Here is a 21,552-nt window from a genome sequence, read left to right on the forward strand (position 1 = left end):
TGACAGACTACTAGGGTGTTGACTCTGTGCCTTTTTAGGCGCTGGCTCCTTTAAGCCGGGGAACCCTAGTCGAGCAGTGGCTCCCCTACATGTAGTTCAAAAATCAAAGCGGACTGCTATATGTAGGTAAGTAGTCATCATGAAATGCGTACACAAATAACGCATGAAAAAGGGCATGGGGAGGAATAGGTAAATAATTTAACTTTGAACCTCCTGCCTTCTACCTTTTTCAAGTTCCGTAGTATGGTGGGCACTGCCCACCTGATCAGGGTTTTGATCAGCTACAGACACTTAGATGTTTTCAACATCAAGAAAACTAAGATGGTGGTAAATCCTGCCCATCATAAGATTGCGGTTCTGGAGATGGTGGTGGGGAAGCAGCTGTAGCTACACTTGACGGTTCTTCTGCTGAAGAAGGTTTGATCCCTTGGAGAGCTTTACCAAGAACATAGGAAGTGCTGCTAATGCCTAATAATCCCAAAATCTGATCGGGAATTGAGGCAGGAAACGAAGGTGGCTTCCCGCTAGTAATGATTAATACTAGACTCATAGAAATGACAAACACGAATATCAACAGTTGAAAACGTGCCAGACTGGCATCACCAGAGCTTTCACTAATTAGCTTTTCTAGATTTATTCCCCGCCTTTTACCTTTACGAGTGTTTACATTCCAAGTTCCGTCCCAAATAAATATTAGGATAAATATTTCTAAAACTGCGACGAAAATGGTAATGATACAACCGATAACTAGCGCCAGAATCGTAAACAAATCATTAATATTAGGCACGCTCTGACCTCCGTTCTCTAATTATTGAGGACAATTTGCCCCAAATGTAGACAAAATTACTTCCTCCTAACATCAAAAGATATTCTGAGCGAATTTCTGGCAGACTACACGGCAAATTTTGCACTTTGCACAAGTTGATATTCTGTCTGACCTCAATTAGGTAAACGACAACAAATATGACGCTGAGTAGCAGTAGTTGCAAGCGTGCTGGACTATAAGTTTTCTGGCTGTCCTTTTCTTGCAATAATCCTCTAATATTAATTTTCTTTTTGATGATCAGAAAAAATATAGAGGACATTAGCCCTACAAGAAACACCCAAATCTCAACCTGAATGAATTTTGATAGGAAATCAAATCCCAATTTTTGGATTTCCAAAATTAAGCCTCCAGCTCAAACATGCCCTGAATTTGGATAATTGCTAAATCAGTCAATATACTAAAGGTAGAGTTTTTCTTATACAAGCAGTTATATAAAACTTATTTTTAGCTAAACTAAGTTTATATTTCTTAAAATTTATTCACTCTTTTTTTACTCGGTGTTTGAATATTCACTAATTAAACGATAGTATAGGGCCCCTATTTTATTTTTGAAATACACGTAGTGTCGTGGCAAGCCTTAAATATTGCAATAAAAAAGGTTCGTAATTTCTCTTCTCTACGAGAGGCTGCGCCAACAGCGCCTTCTTAACCACAAATCTAATGCAATCAAATGAACCACCCATAAAAGACAATCTCGTTCAGTTGCGAAGTAGGGGCACGGCATCCTAAATCTTTTCGGTAAGCCGATAATCTTACTAGTGCCGTGCCCGTACGATATCTTTTCGGCAAGCCAATAATCTTACTAGTGCCGTGCCCGTACAATGTATTTTTGGTTAACGCACAAATTTAGCCTTGACACGCCACTACAGATACTACATATACTTAGATTTTTTCAGGAATCAAACTGGATCGCTATGTTACATATTTATGCGTGAGACTCCAAGGGATTTAGCTAAAATGCAAATGTTCACCAAGTGGCATTTTGTCTGCCCACGTAAATCTACAAAAAATATCGATGAGTAATCAACAACCGGACTACGATCCCAGTGGGGTAGGTGAAATCAATGGCAACCTTCTTGGTTTACCATTTGACTATGAAGGAGCCAATCTGATCGTTATTGGTGTACCGTGGGAAGTTACTGTATCCTACAAAGCAGGTACCGCCAACGGCCCGCAGCAAATTTTAAATGCTTCGACTCAACTGGATTTGTTCGATTTTGATCATCCTAGTGGATGGAAACAGGGAATTTTTATGGTAGAAATTCCCCAGGATATTTTAGAGAAGAATAAATACTATCGCACCTTAGCAGCCGAAATTATCGAGCGACTCGCCCAAGGCAAATCACTGACAGATACACCAGATTTAACATCTATATTGACAGAAATTAATCAAGCTTGTGAACAGGTGAATCAATGGCTGTTTGCACAATCTCAAGAAGCAATTAAAAATGGTAAGCGCGTTGCAGTCATTGGTGGCGATCACAGTTCACCATTAGGATATTTCCAGGCTTTGGCAGCGAGATACACAAACTATGGGATTTTGCACATCGATGCACATGCAGATTTACGCGATGCTTATGAGGGATTTGAGTTTTCCCATGCATCAATCATGTTCAATGCCATGAAAATACCACAAATTACTAAATTAGTGCAGGTGGGTTTGCGCGATATTTGTCATGATGAAGTGGAAATAATTGACCAATCAAATGGTCGAATTGTGGCTTATTATGATCCAGCAATTAAACAAAGGCTCTATTCTGGAAGTACTTGGATTAATTTATGTCGAGAAATTATTAGTCATTTACCTGAATACGTTTATATTAGTTTTGATGTTGATGGTCTAGATCCTAAACTCTGTCCAAATACAGGTACTCCCGTCCCAGGGGGACTAGAATTAGAACAAGCTTTTTGTTTATTTAGGGAATTAATTAATAGCGATCGCAAAATTATTGGCTTTGATGTCTGCGAAGTTGGTGACGCTGAGTGGGATGGCAATGTCGGGGCGCGGATAGTTTACAAGCTGGCAAATTTTCTCGATTTATCTCAGCAAGGCAATAGGGAATAGGGAACAGGCAATAGGCAATAGGCAATAAATAACTATTCCCTATAACGCCCAATGCCTCATGCCCTATGCAGTAAGCAACTCCATCATTGAATAACCTTTCTCTAATATCTGAGCGATCGCCTCAGCGGAAATAGGACGACTGAAGTAGAATCCTTGGCCTTCATTACACCCGCGCATTTGCAGGTAGTCAAGTTGTTCTTGTGTTTCTACACCTTCTGCTGTGATGTTTAAATGGAGGCTTTTAGCCAACGCAATAATGGCATCAGTCACAGCAGCACTATCAGCATTAGATGTCACATCCTGCACAAATGACCGATCAATTTTGAGCATGTTCACAGGAAAACGCTTTAAGTAGTTCAAAGAAGAATAGCCAGTGCCAAAGTCATCTAGTGCTAGGGATATGCCCAGTTCTCGTAATTTTTGTAAGGTTCTCACAGAGTGCTGAATGTCAGTCATCAAGAAACTTTCAGTCACTTCCAGTTCTAGATCGGATGCTGCCAATCCCGTCTCTTCCAGAGTCTGCTTGACAATCTCCACCAAATTTGCTTTCTCAAACTGCCGTCCTGACAGATTCACTGACATCCGCACAGGAGGGAATCCAGTGAGTTGCCAAGCACGATTTTGGGCGCAAGCAGTTCGCAAAACCCATTCACCAATGGGCACAATTAAACCATTAGCTTCGGCAATGGGAATAAACTCGACTGGAGAAACCAAACCCCTAGTAGGATGTTGCCAACGAACCAGAGCTTCTAATGCCGTCACTTTTCCGCTATGCAAATCAACCAAAGGTTGATAATAAACTAACATTTCGTTGCGCTCCAGGGCTCCATGTAGCTCGTTTTCTAAGGACATTCGCTTTTGCAACTGAGCATTCATCTCTGGTGAATAAAACTTGTTTTGGCTACGCCCTTGTTGCCTCGCCTGGTAGAGTGCGATGTGAGCCTGTTGTAAGAGTTGATCTACACTATTTAGCCCATCCAGTCCATCAATTGTGATCCCGATGCTAGCTGTGATATGAATCGAGTTACCATCCAGAGAAAAGGGTTTTGCTATGGTACTCAACAGTAACTGGGATAGCTTGATCACACTCTCAAAAGAAGGAATTTCTGTACGGGCGATCGCAAATTCACCTGCACTCACATAGGCGAGAATTTCTGTCTGACCCATGCAAGATGTTAAACGCTGGGCAACTGCTCTTAAAAGCAACTTTGATGACTCATGCTCCAAGCCATGACTAGTCACTGTAAAATCATCGATACCTAACGAAAGCACAGCTACCAATCGCTGGTTATTTTGAGGTGGGGATAAAGTCTGTGAGAGGCGATCGCAAAACAAATCTCGATTAGGCAATCCAGTTACTTCATCATAGTTAGAGATGTAGTGAATTAACTCATCTAATTTTTGCAGAGTTTGAGAGGTATCTGCCATTAATGTACCCACTTCATCCACAAATTCCGTGGGCAGTTCCGGTAAAGTCTTGGTATTTAAATAGTCTTGTAATGCAGTAGAGGTCAAAATGACTGGGGCAAGCAGGTTGTTTATGGCGTAAAGTGTGGCTGCTGTACCCGCTAACGTTGCCAACAACGCAGTCAGTAAAACTCGTGCTGCTATCTCCCAAGAATAGGAATTTGAAATGACAAAACTGCCGAGTAAAGCCAGAAGAGGTATGTGAGTACCTAAAAAAGCCACCAACAAAATTTTGGCGGTGTAACTTTTCTTGAGAAATCCGAATTGAGCCAGGAAAGTGTAGAGGTAAAGCTTACGGTTTTGCGTCATCTCAATTATGTATGAAAACTAAGAGTTGCTAATTTTGCCACCAAGTATTTTGGTGAAAGTGGATTTTAAATTCACAATCCTAAAAAATTTTCTCAGCGAAAAAATCCATATAGGGTCATTTATTATGCTTCCCAATATGGCTACTCATTGCATAGATTTTGTATATTTTTTCTGTAAATAAAACAATACAATCAGCTTTTTACCCAAACAACTCTATCGTAGAATTACTTATTAAACAAGAATTCTACGTAAAAATAGTGAAAAAATTACGTACAATAAATAAAATTTTTCTTAATATTTTAAGTTAGAGACGCGATTTATCGCTGTCTCTACAGAGAATTTATTCGTCAATTATTCCTTGACAAACCCCTAGTTATTTGCTGGGACTAATTCCACATCGCCGCAAGAGCCACCTGTCAAACGATAGTCATCTACCTGAACCCAGCTATCTTGACCCAAAGCCCAGAATCCGGTGAAGATATTGTAAGTAGATTCGTTGCCTGTTCTAAATTGTATAGTCAGCGGCGTGTAGCGAGGTAAGCTACCAAACTTTTGTTCAGAAAACACCTTCTGTTGAGCATCTCGCACACCAAAATAACCATCTGTGACATTGCCTGATGTCCGCACATAAGCTGTCAATTTATACTGAGTATTTGGCTGTAATTTAACACGTTGACGGATGCCGTTCCATCCAGATACGTTTCGCATCCAAACGTTGTTTTTCCCTGCATAGCTGTAATTCAATCCCTGATCAACACCAACTCTACCTTCAGCCACCCAAGGACTGCTGACCCTTTGGCTAGGTTGTCCTTCAAAATCGCCACCAGAAAGTGGAGAAGCGCAAGAAGCTGGAGTTTTAGCAGAACCAATATTGAGGGTAACGATAGTCGTAATGAATACTGCAACTATGCCGAAAGATAACGGTTTCCTAGCCATTTAGCTTGACCTCTTGAATCAGGGGAATTACGAAAGCTCACATGTATATAATATGTTTGCCTCATCAGCTTTATGCAAAGTATATTTGTGATCCGAAAATTTCAGACAGGATGGGCACTGGATTTCGCCATGCTTAGATTTGACAGTTGTCTAATTTGTCGTGGTAGACTGCTCAGATGAAGTCGGCCAAGTCAAGCGATCGCAAATTAGTAAGTTGTCCTATTTCACTAGGCAAACTGCTTAGTTGATTGTTGTGTAAAATAAGCCATTGTAAGTTAGTAAGTTGTCCTATTTTTTTGGGTAGACTGCTCAGTTGATTAAAGCTAAGGTCGAGCCTTTGTAAGTTGGTAAGTTGTGTAAATTCATTTGGCAGACTACTCAATTGATTTTCGCCCAGTCCCAGCGATCGCAAGTTAGAAAGTTGCCCGATTTCTCTCGGCAGATTGCTCAGTTGATTGTCACCCAGGTTAAGCGATTCCAGGTGAGAAAGTTGTCCGATTTCGCTCGGTAGATCGATTAAGCGATTTTTGTAGAGGTAGAGAGATTGTAAGTTAAAAAGTTGTCCGATTTCTCTCGGTAAGCTGCTCAGTTGGTTGTCGCCCAAATCGAGCGATCGCAAATTAGTAAGTTGTTCTATTTCCCTGGGCAGACTGCTCAATTGATTGCTCCTGAGATATAGCAATTGCAAGTGAGAAAGTTGTCCTATTTCTCTTGGCAGACTGCTCAATTGATTGCTCCTGATGTCGAGCAATTGCAAGTGAGAAAGTTGTCCTATTTCTCTTGGTAAACTGCTTAGTTGATTATATTTGAGGACAAACGTTTGCAGGTTAGTGAGTTGTCCAATTGCGCTTGGCAGAGTTGTTAAGTGATTGGCAAGAACTAGAAGTTCTTCAAGTTGATTGAGCAAACCAAGTTCCTTAGGTAAAGCGCTCAGATTGTTACCGATAATATCGACAATATAACCCTCTTGATCATATTGATATTTGCCGAGAATTAGCTTTTTGAGTTGAGTTAGCTTACCAATTTCAGGTGGTAAAGCCGTTAAGTTGTTACCAGAGAGGTCGAGTTCTGTTACACCCTCTGTCGCTGCTTGTTCAATTACTTTTAGCAGTTCTTCCTCGGTCATGAGTGAAATCGCTTAATCTGATAGTGTAACTCGTTATATCTTGAAAATTAACTAATACCTATTTTGTATGAAGATGCACATAATAATACCCCCCTGTAGTCCCCCCTTGGTAAGGAGGGACGGCGATAGCCGGGGGGTGAATTATATGCAGCTTCACAAAGAAACGGTATAAGCCACAATAGCAAGTAATAGACCGGAAACACCAACAACTAAATCCATTGTGTAGGATCTACTTGATAATAGCCTTGTAGTAGCTCATACAATGTCGGATGATGCTCTAGCAATTGCTGCGGCTGCTCAAAAAATGTCTCAGTGACTACGGCAAAAAATTCAGCGGGATTAGTAGCACCATAGCTATCAATTATAGTTTTCACATCCTGTTCAATAAGATTGCAGAGTTGTTGATATTCTGCTGTCATCACCCTAGCCCAATTCCCATAATCTGAATTTCGCTGCAAAATAGGAACACCGTCTGCTTTGCCATCCTCTTGATCTAATTGGTGGGCAAATTCATGCAGAATCACATTATGTCCATCTTTCCAGTTGTGAATATCTTGTTCCACCTGTTCCCAAGACAATACTATTTGGTCACGACTCCATGATTCCCCTAGTCTCGCCTCACGCCTTTCTTCCACAACATAATTGCTAGTGGCGACGGTTTGGTTAACAAAATAAGTGCCGGGATAAATTAGAATTGAACGCAGTTTAGAAAAATATTCCCCTCGCTCATTCAGCAGCAGCAAACAGGCGACAGATGCAATGGTTAGTTTCATTTCTTCTGTCACCTGCAAACCTCTACAGCCAATAAATTGTTTTTCTGCCAAAAATACTTGAATATGTCCCTGAAGTCTTTTACGTTCAGAGGAAGAAAGACACAAATAAACGGGAAGATTATTCTCAACAATGGCATTCCATAGTGGAGAGAAAGGACGACGTTTTAGACGGTTTCTGCGCTGTTGGATCAGGACTGGGCTAATTAAAATAGTAGTCACAATTAACCCTAGTATTAGGAAAATAATAATTAGTTTAATCATTAGTTTTAATCTTGTAATGTGGGCAATGTCCACCGTATTCATGTTGTGGTGGGCATTGCCCACCCTACTAAATATATTTCAAAAAAAAATAGGAAATTTATAAAACTTTTTCAGTAATAGCAGGAGGAGTAAAATATTATTCTATAGCGCTTCCCATTCAAATGAAGTACAAAAATATATCACGCTGTGTAGGGGCATGGCACTGCCATGCCCTTACCGATGTATCTCACGCTTGTTGAGAAATGCTATATCTTTAGCTGACGCAAATCAGCCTTACACCAGTATGCAAATTAGTCCCATTGATGGAGTCATAAAGACTGATGTTGAATGGAAAATTGATTTGTAGTTTTTCTGAAGTCTCGTTTTATGTCAGTTACTACAATAGCCACACAGGCTGCGATCGCATCTCTCAATGTGTATCAACAGCATCTTTCACCTTACAAAGGTTTCTCCTGTCCTCATCGGTTGCTTAATGGTGGTGAATCTTGCTCTGACTACGTAAAACGTGTACTAATTAACCAAAACTTGCAAACAGCTATCCAAATGGCTCCTCAGAGATTCAGAGCTTGTAAACTTGCCGCTCAAACTCTGCAAAGTCAGCGGGCAGAGGGTGGATGTATTGTTATTCCCTGCTGTATCCCGATTTAAGCTAGCGATCGCCACTAATCCCTACAAAACAGGTACACAAAGTGCCGTAGAATGAATCTCCATCCGGCATCCACCAACCTGTTGACCCCATGTATTGCGACTACTTGGTACAAATCCTGACAGCCCGCGTATACGATGTTGCCCAAGAAACACCTCTAGAATATGCCCCGAATCTTTCCGCACGACTGAATAATAAGTTGCTGCTGAAGCGGGAAGATATGCAATCAGTCTTTTCTTTTAAATTGCGGGGTGCTTATAACAAAATGGTGAACTTGTCACCAGAACTACTAGCACAAGGTGTAATTGCGGCATCCGCAGGCAACCATGCCCAAGGAGTCGCCCTCAGTGCTAGTCGCCTGGGAACACGAGCGATTATTGTTATGCCGGTGACTACGCCCCAAATGAAGGTGGATGCAGTTAAGGCTCGCGGGGGAGAAGTGATTTTACATGGAAATACTTACGATGATGCCTATGCTTATGCTCGTCAATTAGAAGCAGAAAAGGGACTCACTTTTATTCATCCCTTTGATGATCCCGATGTGATTGCGGGACAAGGGACAATTGGGATGGAAATTTTGCGGCAATATCAGCAGCCCATCCATGCAATATTTGTCGCCATTGGTGGGGGCGGGTTGATTTCGGGGATTGCAGCTTATGTTAAACGGTTGCGTCCAGAAATTAAGATTATTGGCGTTGAACCTGTTGATGCTGATGCGATGAATCAATCACTAAAAGCCGGACATCGGGTGCGATTATCTCAGGTGGGTTTATTTGCCGATGGGGTGGCGGTGCGAGAAGTAGGAGAGGAAACTTTCCACTTGTGTCAGCAGTATGTGGATGAAATTATTTTGGTGGATACAGATGACACCTGTGCGGCAATTAAAGACGTGTTTGAGGATACACGATCGATTTTAGAACCAGCGGGGGCATTAGCGATCGCTGCAGCTAAAGCCTACGCCGAACGGGAACAAATCCAAGGACAAACCCTAATCGCTGTAGCTTGCGGTGCAAACATGAATTTTGACCGCCTGCGCTTTGTCGCCGAACGCGCCGAGTTTGGCGAACGCCGCGAAGCCATCTTTGCAGTGACAATTCCTGAAGCACCGGGTAGTCTCCGCAAGTTTTGTGAATGTATTGGCGATCGCAATTTAACTGAGTTCAATTATCGCATTGCTGATCAAACAACAGCCCATATTTTCGTGGGGATGCAAATTCAAAACCGTGCTGATGCAGCAAAAATGGTAGAAACATTTGAAACCTGCGGCTTCCAAACCATTGACCTCACCGACGATGAACTGACAAAATTGCATTTACGGCATATGGTCGGTGGGCACTCTCCCCTAGCACATAATGAATTACTCTATCGTTTTGAGTTTCCCGAACGCCCTGGTGCATTAATGAAATTTCTCGGCTCCATGAGTCCCGACTGGAATATTAGTATGTTTCACTACCGCAACAACGGCGCAGACTACGGGCGTATTGTCGTTGGTATTCAAGTACCACCCCACGAAATGCAGGAATGGCAAGCGTTTCTCGATTCCCTTGGCTATCAATATTGGGATGAAAGCCATAACTTAGCATACAAGCTGTTTTTGGGTTAGGGAATAGTTAACTGATAACTGTTAACTGTTAACTGTTAACTGAATAGCAAGAAACGGGTGGCTTTAAAGCCTGACAATCGATAAATTGAGGGAGTGCATGTGAATAATCAACATGAATCCTATAAAAGAAGAGAGTGTAGACTACAGTGAGGACTATGAGCGAATTGCCCAAGCGATCGCTTTTATGCGAGAACATCACCTAAATCAGCCAGATTTGGCAACCATAGCTGAATATGTGAATTTGAGTGAATACCATTTTCAACGCTTGTTTAGCAAGTGGGCGGGTATCAGTCCAAAGCGTTTTCTGCAATATCTCACAGTCGAATATGCTAAATCGAGAATTGCCCAAACCAAGAGCCTTTTAGACTTAACATTAGATGTAGGCTTATCCAGTCCAGGACGTTTACACGATCTATTTGTCAATTTAGAAGCCATGTCACCCGGCGAATTCAAAACGGGAGGGACAGGGTTACAAATTTGGTATGGTATTCATGATACGCCGTTTGGTAAGTCTCTAATTGCTACCACAGCCCGTGGTATTTGTAATCTTTATTTTTTGGATGGGATGGATACAGAGAAGGCTGTGCAAACTCTGCATCAGGAGTGGAAAAAAGCTGAAATAATCTGTGATCAGCAGATAATTCAAGAAATTAGCGATCGCATCTTTAATCCATCAGCATTAAACAATGGTAAACCTTTGGTTTTATTCGTGAAAGGCACTAATTTTCAAATTCAAGTTTGGCGTGGACTCCTGCAAATCCCCTTTGGGAGCATCACAACCTATCAAAGTTTAGCAGCAGCTATCGGTCGCCCAACCGCTGCTAGAGCCGTAGGCAATGCTGTAGGTAGCAATCCCATCAGTTACTTAATTCCCTGCCATCGAGTGATTCGAGAGTCAGGCGAATTGGGTGGTTATCGCTGGGGAATTGAACGTAAAACCGCCATTCTTGGCTGGGAAGCTAGTACAGTACGGCGGAAGTCAAAAGTCAAAAGTCAAAAGGTTAATATATCGGTGTACTGAGTTTTTTCAGAAATCAAATATTAGTCCTATAGTCGGTGCATAATTTGTGATTCGTAATTTTTATCGAGGTAAAACATCATCTAAACGAAGTTGAAGACGGGGCAAAAGCGGTGAGTTAATTAATTGATTTAATCGATTGCGCGTTTTAATCTATAATACCTATCGAACAAAGCTTTCAACCTCTTTTAAATATACAAAGTTTAATTAGTTCTTAACCTACTGAGGATAAAGCTTTAATTGCAGACTTTAGATGGAGCATCACTCAATGAGTAATCCAACAGAATCTACTGCTGGGGAAGAAGCGTTGGTTGACGAAATTCTCGCCACTAGTCTTCAAGCGCAGCAAAACACAGGCCCAGACCTCCGCCAAATTCACACTAAAAGTCATGGTCTACTCTGGGGAGAGTTTATTGTTGAGCCAAATCTTCCCGAAGAACTGAGAGTAGGTTTGTTCAAAACGTCTCAAACCTATCCTGCTTGGATTCGCTTTTCCAGTGGTGGCGCACCTGAAAAACGCGGTAAATTACGCTCTGATAGAGATCCCGATGTGCGCGGTATTGCTATTAAGGTGCTGAATGTAGAAGGACAAAAAATCTTGGATGATGAAGAAAACACCCAAGACTTTACACTCAACAGTTATCCCACTTTCTTCACTAAAGACATTCGTGACTATGCCGATATCTTCAAAGCAGGGAGTGGACAACTAACTCCAGAACGGCTGCAAGAACTTGCTCCTGTCTTTGCGCTCTTGCAAGAAATCACCAGCAAGAAAGTCGGGAATCCGCTGTTAATTCAGTATTGGAGCATGGCTCCATTTAAATTTGGGAATCGCATTGTCAAATTGTCTGTAAAATCTCAACAGCCAGAACAACCTCCCGAAACACTTCCAGAATCTGATAAATACTTGCGAGAAGCAATAGTTAAGTACTTGACAGAAGATGGTCAAGATGCATATTTCGATTTTCTGATCCAATTTTATGTGGATGAGGAAAAGACACCAATTGAAAATCACATCCAGGAATGGCTAGAAAGCGATTCACCATTGATCAAAGTTGCCACCGTCCGTATTCCTTCTCAGACATTCGACTTTGAAGAACGCAAGCGCCTTGATGAAGGTTTGTTATTTGCACCTTGGCACACGTTGCTAGAGCATGAACCTGTTGGGAGTATAAATCTGTCTCGCAAAAAGCTTTACAGCGAACTCGCAAAATATCGGCGAGAACAAATTGCTAAACGCTTGCGCGAACCACAACCTTATACAGCGTTGCAAGATAGTCCGCAGTAAGAGTGTGCCAAAAAATAAATGACCCAAAACCTGTCATTGCAAACATTTGCAATGACCATTGGGCATCTTTTTACTTGCAGTACTCTCTCTCATGTCCGCCTAGCGAGAAGAATGTGTGAAAACTCTTGTTGTGCAGCACAAATGATTTAACTCTCTTGTGAGTTTTGGACGGCTTTGGCACGACTAGGTGGTTTTATTGGTCGTAAATCTGATGGTCTTCCTGGTTAGCTACGATTGCAAGATATTTGCTGGGGTGCTTATTTTGGTTCTTCTACTCTTTAAAAGATGTTGGTAATGACAAGGGGGTTTTCTGTTGCTGGGTGTTGAGGGGAGCGATCGCCAGTCGGGAATGATGGCTTATAAGAGTTTATAAAAGCTTGGAGAGTAGATAGTTGGCTCTACTCTCCAAGCTTTTATTTCCGAAAAATGCTCTATAAAACTCTTTTGAATAACTCCAATAGATCCCATCTCTGTAAGTTTTAGCTGATAGTCAGAACTTTCTTTAGCTTTAGCAGATTTAGTTTTCTAGCCCTCAGATATAAAGCTTAATTTCTTGAATTTTGCGAAGATAGTAGGAAATTTATTTCACTTATCTTGCTCTTATATCAGGTAAGTTTTGTACACTGCTTTTTATGCTTGTATTGTTTGATTTGTCAAGATAATTTTATACTAAATTAGATAAACTTACCCTGCTACTGCTCCTCATGAAAACAGAGATTATGCTGAGGAAATATGTCATTTTGCTAACTCGATATTGTGGTAATTTATTGAGTACTGCAATTTTTGTAGAAATACTGTTTATTTCTCTCAAAAACACAACAAATCAAAAACAAACTATAAAGAATTATGCAAGCTAGGGTTCTCGTAATTGGTGGAGGCGTGAGTGGATTGACAACTGCACTATGCCTACTACAAGATGGATTTGCAGTAACAGTAGTTTCTGAAAAATTTGCACCAAACAATACTTCGGTTGTTGCTGGAGCTTTGTGGGAGTGGCCTCCTGCTGTCTGTGGTTCTCACCGTCACCCAGTTTCCTTAGAACGCTCTAAAAGCTGGTGCATGGTTTCGTACAATAAATTCCTGAATCTGGCAGCTAATAAGGAGACGGGAGTTTATAACCGGGATGTCGTGTTCTACTACAAAAAACCCATAGAGCAGACACTGGAATTGCAGAAGATGAATGAATTGCAGATGAGGGTGCTGCGATTTAGGCGGGATAAAACATTAATTGACTGGTATGGTATCAACCGTGATACAGGAGTTGTGGATGCATACACCTATTTAGCACCCCAAGTAGATACTGACATTTATATGCAGTGGTTGTACAGTCAGGTGAAAGAGTCCGGCTGTAAGATCGTTGAAGCCAAAATCTCTGGCAATTTGGCTGAAATTCAAGAGCAGCTAAAAAGTCAATTTAGTGTAGATATAATTGTTAATTGTTCTGGGCTTGGCTCAATTGAACTCACCAACGACGATATGTATCCTTTGCGTGGAGCGCTGATTCGTGTCAAAAATGATGGCGTGTCGATGCCTCGCGTTACAACATCTCACTGCATGACTTTTGACAATAGTGTTGGTGGGCAAAATATGATTTTTATTCTACCGCGCGGTGAAAAGACCCTACTGTTGGGCGGTTTAGTTGAGCCAGACAAGTGGGAGTTGGACATAAACTTAGAGAACTACGAACCAATCCAAGATATGTGGAATCGTTGCCTAAACTTCATGCCAAGCCTCAAAGATGCCACTATCGATGCAGCAGAACCAGTCCGGGTGGGACTGCGCCCAGGGCGAAAAGACAACATCCGCTTGGAGCGAGAACTAGGAACAGACATTATTCATAACTATGGACATGGTGGTTCTGGAGTAACTTTGTCTTGGGGTTGCGCTCAAGAAGTTGTCCAGATTGTCAAATCTAGGACTGGCGCTCAAGAAGTTGTACAGATGGCTAACTCTAGGGCTTGACTGTTGACCGAATTTTAGATTTTAGATTTTAAATTTTGGATTGAATAGCGCAAAATCCAAAATTGATTGACCACCTATGTTGATGCTGCACCTAGTTGGAGGGCGTAGAGGTTGGCGTAGACTCCCTGTTGCTCAACGAGTTCTGCATGGCTACCCTGTTCGACGATTTGTCCTTGCTGAATCACTAATACTTGATCGGCTTGGGTAACTGTGCTGAGACGGTGGGCGATGACAAAACTGGTACGTCCTTTGAGCAAGCGGGCGATCGCAGTTTGTACGAGTGCTTCTGTACGGGTATCAATGCTGCTGGTTGCTTCATCCAGAATCAGAATTCGGGGGTTAATTAATATCGCCCGGGCGATACTAATCAGTTGGCGCTGTCCTTGACTCAGAGGCGCACCCCGTTCACCCAATTGAGTTGCATAACCTGCTGATAATGAGGTAATGAATTCATGCACATTCGCCATCTGTGCTGCTGCTTCGATATCGGCTTGGGTGGCGTGGGGAACGCCAAAGGCAATATTTTCAGCAACTGTACCACTAAAAAGAATATTGTCTTGGAGGACAATGCCAATCTGACGGCGCAAGCTGGCTTGAGTAACACTACGCACATCAAAACTATCAATTTTTACAGCACCACCAGACACATCATAAAAGCGCAAAATTAAATTAATGATGGTACTTTTTCCCGATCCCGTTGGTCCAACTAACGCCACCATCTGTCCGGGAGAGGCGTGTAAATCCACTCCTTTGAGGACGAGTTGATCGGGATTATAGCCAAATGTCACCTGCTCAAATGTCACCTCGCCCTGAATGGGGGGCATTTCCACAGCATCGGCTGCATCTTGGAGTTGTGATGGTTCATCCAGCAACGAAAATATCCGCTCTAATCCGGCAAAGGCGGACTGAGCTTGGGTATAAAATTGGCTGAGGATTTGAATAGGGCGAAAGAACTGCTGAACGTAAAGTAAAAAGGATGTGACTACACCCACTGTTGCGGCTCCCGTCACGCCGAGATAGCCACCATAAGCAAGTACACCGGCGGTTGCGAGGGTGTTGAGAAAATCGATTGAGGGTAAAAATGCGGCAGTAATTGCTACTGCTTCGACATTAGCATCTCGATTGGCAGCATTAAGAGCGTCGAATTCGGCGATGTTGAGATTTACACGATTAAATGCCTGTGCTTCTCGCACACTACCAATGTCTTCTTCTAATTTGGCGGAAAGTTCGCCAATTGTCTGGCGGGTGACGCGGAATCTGGCTCTAGCCCAGCGTGCAAACAAGCTGGTTGTGAAAATCATCAGCGGTATGACTAGGTTACTCAACAAGCCAAGTTGCAGGTTGATTGCGAGCATGGCAATAACAATGCCAACCAAACTGAAAGTGTTACCCAACATTTGGGCGATCGTTTGTCCAAATGCCTGATTCACGGTATTGACATCGTTGAGCAGGCGGCTCATTAAATCGCCTGCTTCGCTGCGATCGAAAAAGCTAAGTGGCAAACTCTGGATTTTCAGAAAAATATCTTGCCGCAATTGCGCCAACAAGCGCTGCATTATCCAACCGACGCGGAGAATTTGCCCCCGAATTGCCCAGACACCAACTCCATAGATTAGTGCTAGTAGTCCTAACATGAGGAGTAGTCCTAGCAGATTTCCCTGAGCAATTAGGTGATCAATCGACCAGCCAAGCAAAAATGGCCCGATCGCCTGGGTCGATGCACCAATTGTTACTAATGTCAAAGCTATGGGAATTTCTTTTTTATAGGGTCGCAGGTATTGTAAAAAGCGCTGTAAGGTGGAGAGTTGTTGAGTTGCTTTTTGTTCTGGTGCAATGATGGGATTGGGGCTTCTCATATTGTGTTTGGTGAAAACCAACCAGGAGCGCTGTAGTCAAAAACCTGCTGTTATGCGTAGGCATCGCTAACTCACATAATTTTAACTTGGAAGTGCTACTAACCAAGCTTGTAAATCTGCCAAACTGGTAAAATCTAACAGTGCTTCGCTCAAATCTTCTAATTGTTCTAGGGATAAAATTTCAATGCGATCGCCCACTTCTTGAGGTAATTCTCCTAAGCGTCGATTTAGTTGACGCAAAATGAGCGATCGCGCTTCTTCTTCCTTAATTTCTCGGTAAACTTGTGTTTCCTTGAGCGTGATTCCTAGCATTGCCTCTACCTCAGTTCGAGTTGATTTTTCAAACTTATACACCATGATTGTCACAAGCATCTCTATTATGGCGCGACTTGCCATTTCCGGTGCTGCTTGAGAGGTTCTAGTTAACAAATACCTCGCTTCTTCTGGTGCTTGTTCATTATCTATCGTCGTCAGCACCATCAGTGCTACCCATAGAGGTAATTGGCGAATATCACCCAATTCATCTAAAAACACTCGATGTACTTGTCCACCATTCAGGAATGAGCGATGGGGATGAATATCACCTTGTTCAAGATTGCGAGATGGGTAAATTATGACTGCTTGCCAATCCCTAAATCTGTCACGGTTGCGGTAGAAATATAGTGCAGATTCCGCAAATACCCGTTCATACAGCCTTTCATCCCTTTGAAATTGCACCTCGCAGAAATATACAACTCCCGCACCTGCATTTTCAGGTGGGAGAAATACCCCGTCTATCTCAAATTTGGGTTCTTTGACAGCTACTGAATCAAATCGATAGGCATCTGCATTCGTTGGCGGGTTTGTCAATAATTCAAATAGTAACCTGGGGGATTGTTGAAATAGTTTGTAAAAAATTGAGTCTCGCCGCATAATGCATTCTAAATTGATCTGCGGTTAATTATCTAACCACTTTTTTGCTCACCTGAGATTCTAAAATCACGCCGTAGAGGGGGCTGGTTTGCATTAATTCTTCATGGGTTCCTTGGGCGATCAAGTGTCCTTTATCGACTAGAAAAATGCGATCGGCATTCTTGACGGTGCTGATGCGTTGGGCGACAACGAAGGTTGTACAGGCTTTTTGACGCATGAAGTTGTCGAGTGCGGTTTGGATATCGTCTGCAGTTTTGGCATCGACTGCAGAGGTGCTATCGTCAAGTATCAGAATGCTGTAATCGGTGAGTAAGGTACGGGCGATCGCTATTCGTTGTTTTTGTCCACCAGATAAACCCACGCCTCTTTCACCAACAATGGTTTCGTAGCCATCCATTAAGCTAATAATGAAGTCGTGAATCTGGGCAGTTTTCGCCACTGCAATCACTTCTTCTAGGGTGGCGTTGGGTTTGGCGTAGGCGATATTCTCACGGATAGTGCCAGAAAATAGTGTGGTTTCTTGGAATACTATACCAATTCGCGATCGCAGACTTTTCAAGGTGAAATCTCGCACATCCCGCCCGTCGATGCGGACTGCGCCTTGGCTAACATCATAAAAGCGGGAAATCAGGTTCATAATTGTGCTTTTCCCAGACGCTGTCATCCCCAGAACGGCGATGAGTTCGTTGGGTTTGGTTTCAAAGGAAACATTTTTTAAGGCTTCGGTGGAGGCACCAGGATAGCGAAAGGAGACGTTTTCAAAGGTGATTCTACCGCCGCAGGTAGTAAAAGGGATGGCGTTAGGGCGATCGCTAATTTCGACTTTGGCATCAACTACTTCATAAACTCGTTCTGCAGAGGCTGCTGCTTGGGCGATTGTGGGGGCTGCAAATCCAATCAACAAAATCGGTTGGAGAATCAAAGCTAGGTAGGAGTTAAATGCTACTAGTTCCCCAATGGAAAACCTACCCCCAATCACCTCTGCGCCGCCATAGGCAAAAACCGCCAGTGTCACCAAATTACTGAGCAAAAAGATAAACGGGAAGGTATTGCGGATAGCGCGAATCGTCTTCATGTTGGCTTTGACGAGGCTATCATTCAGGGTTGTGTAACGAGTCCTTTCGGCTGACTCCCGCACAAAGGCTTTCACTACCCGGATTCCCAGCAAGTTTTCTTGTAAGACGGCGTTGAGGTCACTCAGTTGCTCTTGTACTTGCCGAAAAAGTCCGTTATTCTTGGTGATGAATTGCGCCATCAACCATCCCGCAGCTGGGACAACTGTCAGTGTAATCAGTGCTAATTGCCAGTTCATCACGAGTAAGATGATGGCGATCGCTACTAATGTGACAACTCCACTGATCACCTGGATTAGGCTTGTGCCCACAAAGGTGCGAATCTGCTCAATGTCGCTAGTGACGCGGGTTAGGAGTTGGGAAGTCTGCGCTTGGTCGTGATAGCTGAAACTGAGATTTTGAATTTTGCTGAAAATCTGGTTCCGCAGGTCATAAGCCACACCTTGAGATGCGGCTTCTGCTAAGTAGCTTTGTCCGAAATTAAATAAACCCCGGGCGATCGCAGCAACTACCATCCAACCGGCGCTATATAATACGACTTGTAAATTTTGTTTGACAATACCCTGATCAATTCCCCACCGAAATAGTTGAGGAGTCAGCGCATTGGCGACTGTCAAAAGCAGCAGACTTACCAATGCTCCCAAAGAAGTCCATTGGTAAGTACGTAAAGTCTTCACTACACGCTGGATTGACTGTATAGACGAAGTTTCCTGAACTTCTGGTTGTTGAACCAAGGGAATTCACCGCTGTATATCTTGAGAAAATTATCTCTCAATTGGGGAAAGAGTTGGAGACAAATCATCAAAGGCGGCGGGAAACCCACTCAAACAAGAGGGATAGCCGCCCTGTTGCCGTTAACAGTCAACCCTGAGCGAAGCCGAAGGGTTGACGTGAAATCCCATCCCCTTACAGGGGATGGGATAAGCTTATATTTATTGCCATAGATGCAGACAGACATAAAATCATCCCTAATATTTGGGAATTTTGTGGGTTTGTAATGATAAATTATTATTCAGCAATAGGTAATGGATACAAAGAAGTGTTAATCATCAATCACACCCCAACTTTCTGATTACCAATTTTTGCAGGCGTAAATTTAGAATTTAAATTTGCTTATGTCTAATTTACCACCACTCAATACAGATACTATCTGGGCAATTCTCCATGAAAAAATTGACGATGTCACAGTTAACCAGTTGGTCTGGTATTACTTAGGCTATCGCTATGACTCTTCTGCTGAACAATGGAACACCAGTGAAGTAGCACCAGAATGGCGAGATGAATACCCACAACCACCCGATTTTATTGACAGTCGCCCCGCAACAGTCAAATTAACTCGTTCGATACCACAAGATAACAAACAAATACTCAAAGAAAAACTGGGTTTCAAAGGTTATAAAATTGGTGAATTCGGACCTCGTCAAACTCGCAGAGCAACAGCTGCAAACTGGCTATGCAGTTATTTACAACAAACCAATGGTAACTTAGAAGGAAGCGTTGACTGTTGACAAATGACAAATAACAAATGACGAATCTCTCCGGTTAATTTTATTGGCTCCAACCTACTTAGATAAAATTATAAATTTCACTCTGAAGATAGAGTAGTTATTTTTGAAAGTATTTCCTCGGAACGATTCGCTAATTTTAGAGAGCGTAAGAAAATATTCCTACTAATACTCTCTACTTAAAGCAAATTTATGCCACAGCCAATAGAATTTAAGTTATTTGCCCCCTATAACAAAGGAGTTGCATTAATTGGTTCTTTTTCAGATTGGCAAGATTTACCTATGGAAAAAGGTGAGGATGGCTATTTTCGTACCACTGTTGAACTAGAAGATGGCGATTATCAATATAAGTTTCGTGTGCAGTCAAACTCATGGTTTTTTGAACCAGAACAGTGGGTTGAGGTTACAGACCCTTATGCAACTGATATAGACGAATCGAGTGGTAAAGATAATGCGATCGTGCGGATTAAAGATGGGGCAAAAATTCTCGATACTTATGTTTGGCAACACGATGATAAACCTCTACCCGCCGACCATGAATTAGTAATTTATGAATTGCATGTCGGGGATTTTTCCGGTGGTGAAGATGACCCCTATGCACGAGGTAAATATAAACACGTCATTGAAAAATTAGATTATTTATCTGACCTGGGAATTAATGCTATTGAGTTGATGCCAATAAAAGAATATCCCGGTGACTATAGCTGGGGTTATAATCCTCGTCACTTCTTTGCAACTGAATCAAGTTATGGTTCTACAGATGGGTTAAAGCGACTAATTGATGAGTGTCATAACCGAGGCATTCGTGTAATTATGGATGGTATTTACAACCACTCTGAAGCTTCCGCACCATTAACACAAATTGACCACGATTATTGGTATCACCACTCTCCTCGTGACCCTGATAATAATTGGGGCCCTGAGTTTAATTACGAACTCTACGACGAAAAATTAGATACGTTTCCTGCACGGAAATTTATCGGTGAAACAGTCCGTTTTTGGATTGAAGAATATCATATAGATGGTATTCGCTATGACGCAGCGCGACAAATTGCCAACTACGATTTCATGCACTGGATTGTTCAAGAAACTAAAAAAACTGCTGGAAATAAGCCTTTTTATAATGTAGCCGAACATATTCCAGAAACACCCAGCATTACCAATTTAGACGGGCCAATGGATGGTTGCTGGCATGATAGTTTCCTCCATACAGTGCTAGCACATATTTGCGGCGAAACTTTTGATTTAGAAAACCTCAAGGATGTCATAGATGCTAAACGTCAAGGCTTCTTGGGTGCAACCAATGTGGTTAATTACCTCACCAATCACGACCATGAGCATATTATGGTCGAACTGGCTAATCGGAATATTTTTAATGAAGAAGCTTTCAGGCGAGCTAAATTAGGAGGAGCTATTCTGATGACAGCCGTTGGTGTACCATTGATTTGGATGGGTGAAGAATTTGGTGAGTATAAACCTAAACAACCTGAATCATCAAAAATCGATTGGACACTACTAGGTAATGAATTAAATAGCAGCTTGTTTGAATACTATAAAGGCTTAGTTAATTTGCGTAAAAATAGTCATGCACTTTACACAGAGAATATCGATTTTATTCACGAAAATCTAGAATCTAAGGTACTAGCCTATAGCCGTTGGAACGAAGAAGGTTCTCGTGTGGTAGTGGTAGCCAATTTCTCAGAAAACTTCCTAGCTGGTTATCATGTTCCCAACTTTCCTTGTGGTGGTACATGGCATGAGTGGACAAGCAATTATGATGTCGAAGCTGGTGAAGATGGTATCATAACTGACATAGGGCCTTATGAAGCAAAAGTATTCGTTTGGCAGTAACAAAATACACTTGTGAAAGTAGTGCTTAATGTCCAAAAATCATGACTTTAGTCCTTGATTTCTAAGCACTTTAGT

16 protein-coding genes are annotated in these 21,552 nt (G+C 42.2%); 8 read left to right on the forward strand and 8 right to left on the reverse strand.

Features of this window, described 5'->3' with window-relative positions:
• Positions 1 to 316: 316 nt before the first annotated feature.
• Complete coding sequence (locus CAL7507_RS24930) at positions 317 to 787, reverse strand: hypothetical protein (RefSeq protein WP_015131256.1); 471 nt, start codon at positions 785 to 787, stop codon at positions 317 to 319.
• Positions 788 to 1,841: 1,054 nt separating this feature from the next.
• Here CAL7507_RS24930 and speB point away from each other — a divergent pair.
• Complete coding sequence (gene speB / locus CAL7507_RS24940) at positions 1,842 to 2,891, forward strand: agmatinase SpeB (RefSeq protein ID WP_015131258.1); 1,050 nt, start codon at positions 1,842 to 1,844, stop codon at positions 2,889 to 2,891.
• A 63-nt stretch (positions 2,892 to 2,954) separates the two neighbouring features.
• Here speB and CAL7507_RS24945 read toward each other — a convergent pair whose 3' ends face one another.
• From CAL7507_RS24945 to CAL7507_RS24960, 4 genes are all read right to left on the reverse strand, one after another.
• Positions 2,955 to 4,667 (reverse strand): bifunctional diguanylate cyclase/phosphodiesterase, encoded by a 1,713-nt coding sequence (locus CAL7507_RS24945; RefSeq protein ID WP_015131259.1) that lies wholly within the window; start codon positions 4,665 to 4,667, stop codon positions 2,955 to 2,957.
• Positions 4,668 to 5,036: 369 nt separating this feature from the next.
• The gene (locus CAL7507_RS24950; RefSeq protein ID WP_015131260.1) at positions 5,037 to 5,603 is read right to left on the reverse strand and encodes a hypothetical protein; all 567 of its coding nucleotides are present in this window, start codon (positions 5,601 to 5,603) and stop codon (positions 5,037 to 5,039) included.
• 172 nt (positions 5,604 to 5,775) lie between these two features.
• Complete coding sequence (locus CAL7507_RS24955) at positions 5,776 to 6,729, reverse strand: leucine-rich repeat domain-containing protein (RefSeq protein WP_015131261.1); 954 nt, start codon at positions 6,727 to 6,729, stop codon at positions 5,776 to 5,778.
• Positions 6,730 to 6,938: 209 nt separating this feature from the next.
• Positions 6,939 to 7,763, reverse strand: coding sequence for a M90 family metallopeptidase (locus tag CAL7507_RS24960; protein ID WP_042342466.1), 825 nt, complete (start codon positions 7,761 to 7,763; stop codon positions 6,939 to 6,941).
• Between the two features lie 366 nt (positions 7,764 to 8,129).
• Here CAL7507_RS24960 and yidD point away from each other — a divergent pair, with 366 nt between their 5' ends.
• The 5 genes from yidD to CAL7507_RS24985 all read left to right on the forward strand — a co-directional run bounded on the left by yidD (position 8,130) and on the right by CAL7507_RS24985 (position 14,280).
• Positions 8,130 to 8,411, forward strand: a complete 282-nt coding sequence (gene yidD, locus CAL7507_RS24965) for a membrane protein insertion efficiency factor YidD (RefSeq protein ID WP_015131263.1) — start codon at positions 8,130 to 8,132, stop codon at positions 8,409 to 8,411.
• An 89-nt stretch (positions 8,412 to 8,500) separates the two neighbouring features.
• Positions 8,501 to 10,012: a threonine ammonia-lyase, biosynthetic gene (gene ilvA / locus CAL7507_RS24970; protein ID WP_015131264.1), complete on the forward strand. Its 1,512-nt coding sequence runs from the start codon at positions 8,501 to 8,503 to the stop codon at positions 10,010 to 10,012.
• Between the two features lie 112 nt (positions 10,013 to 10,124).
• Entirely contained in the window at positions 10,125 to 11,033 is a 909-nt protein-coding gene (locus CAL7507_RS24975) for a methylated-DNA--[protein]-cysteine S-methyltransferase (protein ID WP_015131265.1), read from the forward strand.
• Positions 11,034 to 11,298: 265 nt separating this feature from the next.
• Positions 11,299 to 12,318: a catalase family protein gene (locus tag CAL7507_RS24980; protein ID WP_015131266.1), complete on the forward strand. Its 1,020-nt coding sequence runs from the start codon at positions 11,299 to 11,301 to the stop codon at positions 12,316 to 12,318.
• An 846-nt stretch (positions 12,319 to 13,164) separates the two neighbouring features.
• Positions 13,165 to 14,280, forward strand: a complete 1,116-nt coding sequence (locus CAL7507_RS24985) for an FAD-dependent oxidoreductase (RefSeq protein WP_015131268.1) — start codon at positions 13,165 to 13,167, stop codon at positions 14,278 to 14,280.
• Positions 14,281 to 14,354: 74 nt separating this feature from the next.
• Here CAL7507_RS24985 and CAL7507_RS24990 read toward each other — a convergent pair whose 3' ends face one another.
• From CAL7507_RS24990 to CAL7507_RS25000, 3 genes are all read right to left on the reverse strand, one after another.
• Positions 14,355 to 16,136, reverse strand: coding sequence for an ABC transporter ATP-binding protein (locus CAL7507_RS24990; RefSeq protein ID WP_015131269.1), 1,782 nt, complete (start codon positions 16,134 to 16,136; stop codon positions 14,355 to 14,357).
• A gap of 81 nt (positions 16,137 to 16,217) precedes the next feature.
• A complete protein-coding gene (locus CAL7507_RS24995; protein WP_015131270.1) occupies positions 16,218 to 17,048 on the reverse strand; it encodes an Rpn family recombination-promoting nuclease/putative transposase in 831 nt (276 codons plus the stop codon).
• 28 nt (positions 17,049 to 17,076) lie between these two features.
• Positions 17,077 to 18,855, reverse strand: a complete 1,779-nt coding sequence (locus CAL7507_RS25000) for an ABC transporter ATP-binding protein (protein ID WP_015131271.1) — start codon at positions 18,853 to 18,855, stop codon at positions 17,077 to 17,079.
• Positions 18,856 to 19,236: 381 nt separating this feature from the next.
• On the opposite strand from CAL7507_RS25000, the gene CAL7507_RS25005 reads away from it, so the two are divergent.
• Together CAL7507_RS25005 and CAL7507_RS25010 are read left to right on the forward strand one after the other, a co-directional pair.
• Entirely contained in the window at positions 19,237 to 19,629 is a 393-nt protein-coding gene (locus tag CAL7507_RS25005) for a DUF1823 family protein (protein WP_015131272.1), read from the forward strand.
• 189 nt (positions 19,630 to 19,818) lie between these two features.
• Positions 19,819 to 21,477, forward strand: coding sequence for an alpha-amylase family glycosyl hydrolase (locus tag CAL7507_RS25010; protein ID WP_015131273.1), 1,659 nt, complete (start codon positions 19,819 to 19,821; stop codon positions 21,475 to 21,477).
• Positions 21,478 to 21,552 lie beyond the last annotated feature (75 nt).

This window comes from Calothrix sp. PCC 7507, assembly GCF_000316575.1.
GTDB lineage: Bacteria > Cyanobacteriota > Cyanobacteriia > Cyanobacteriales > Nostocaceae > Fortiea.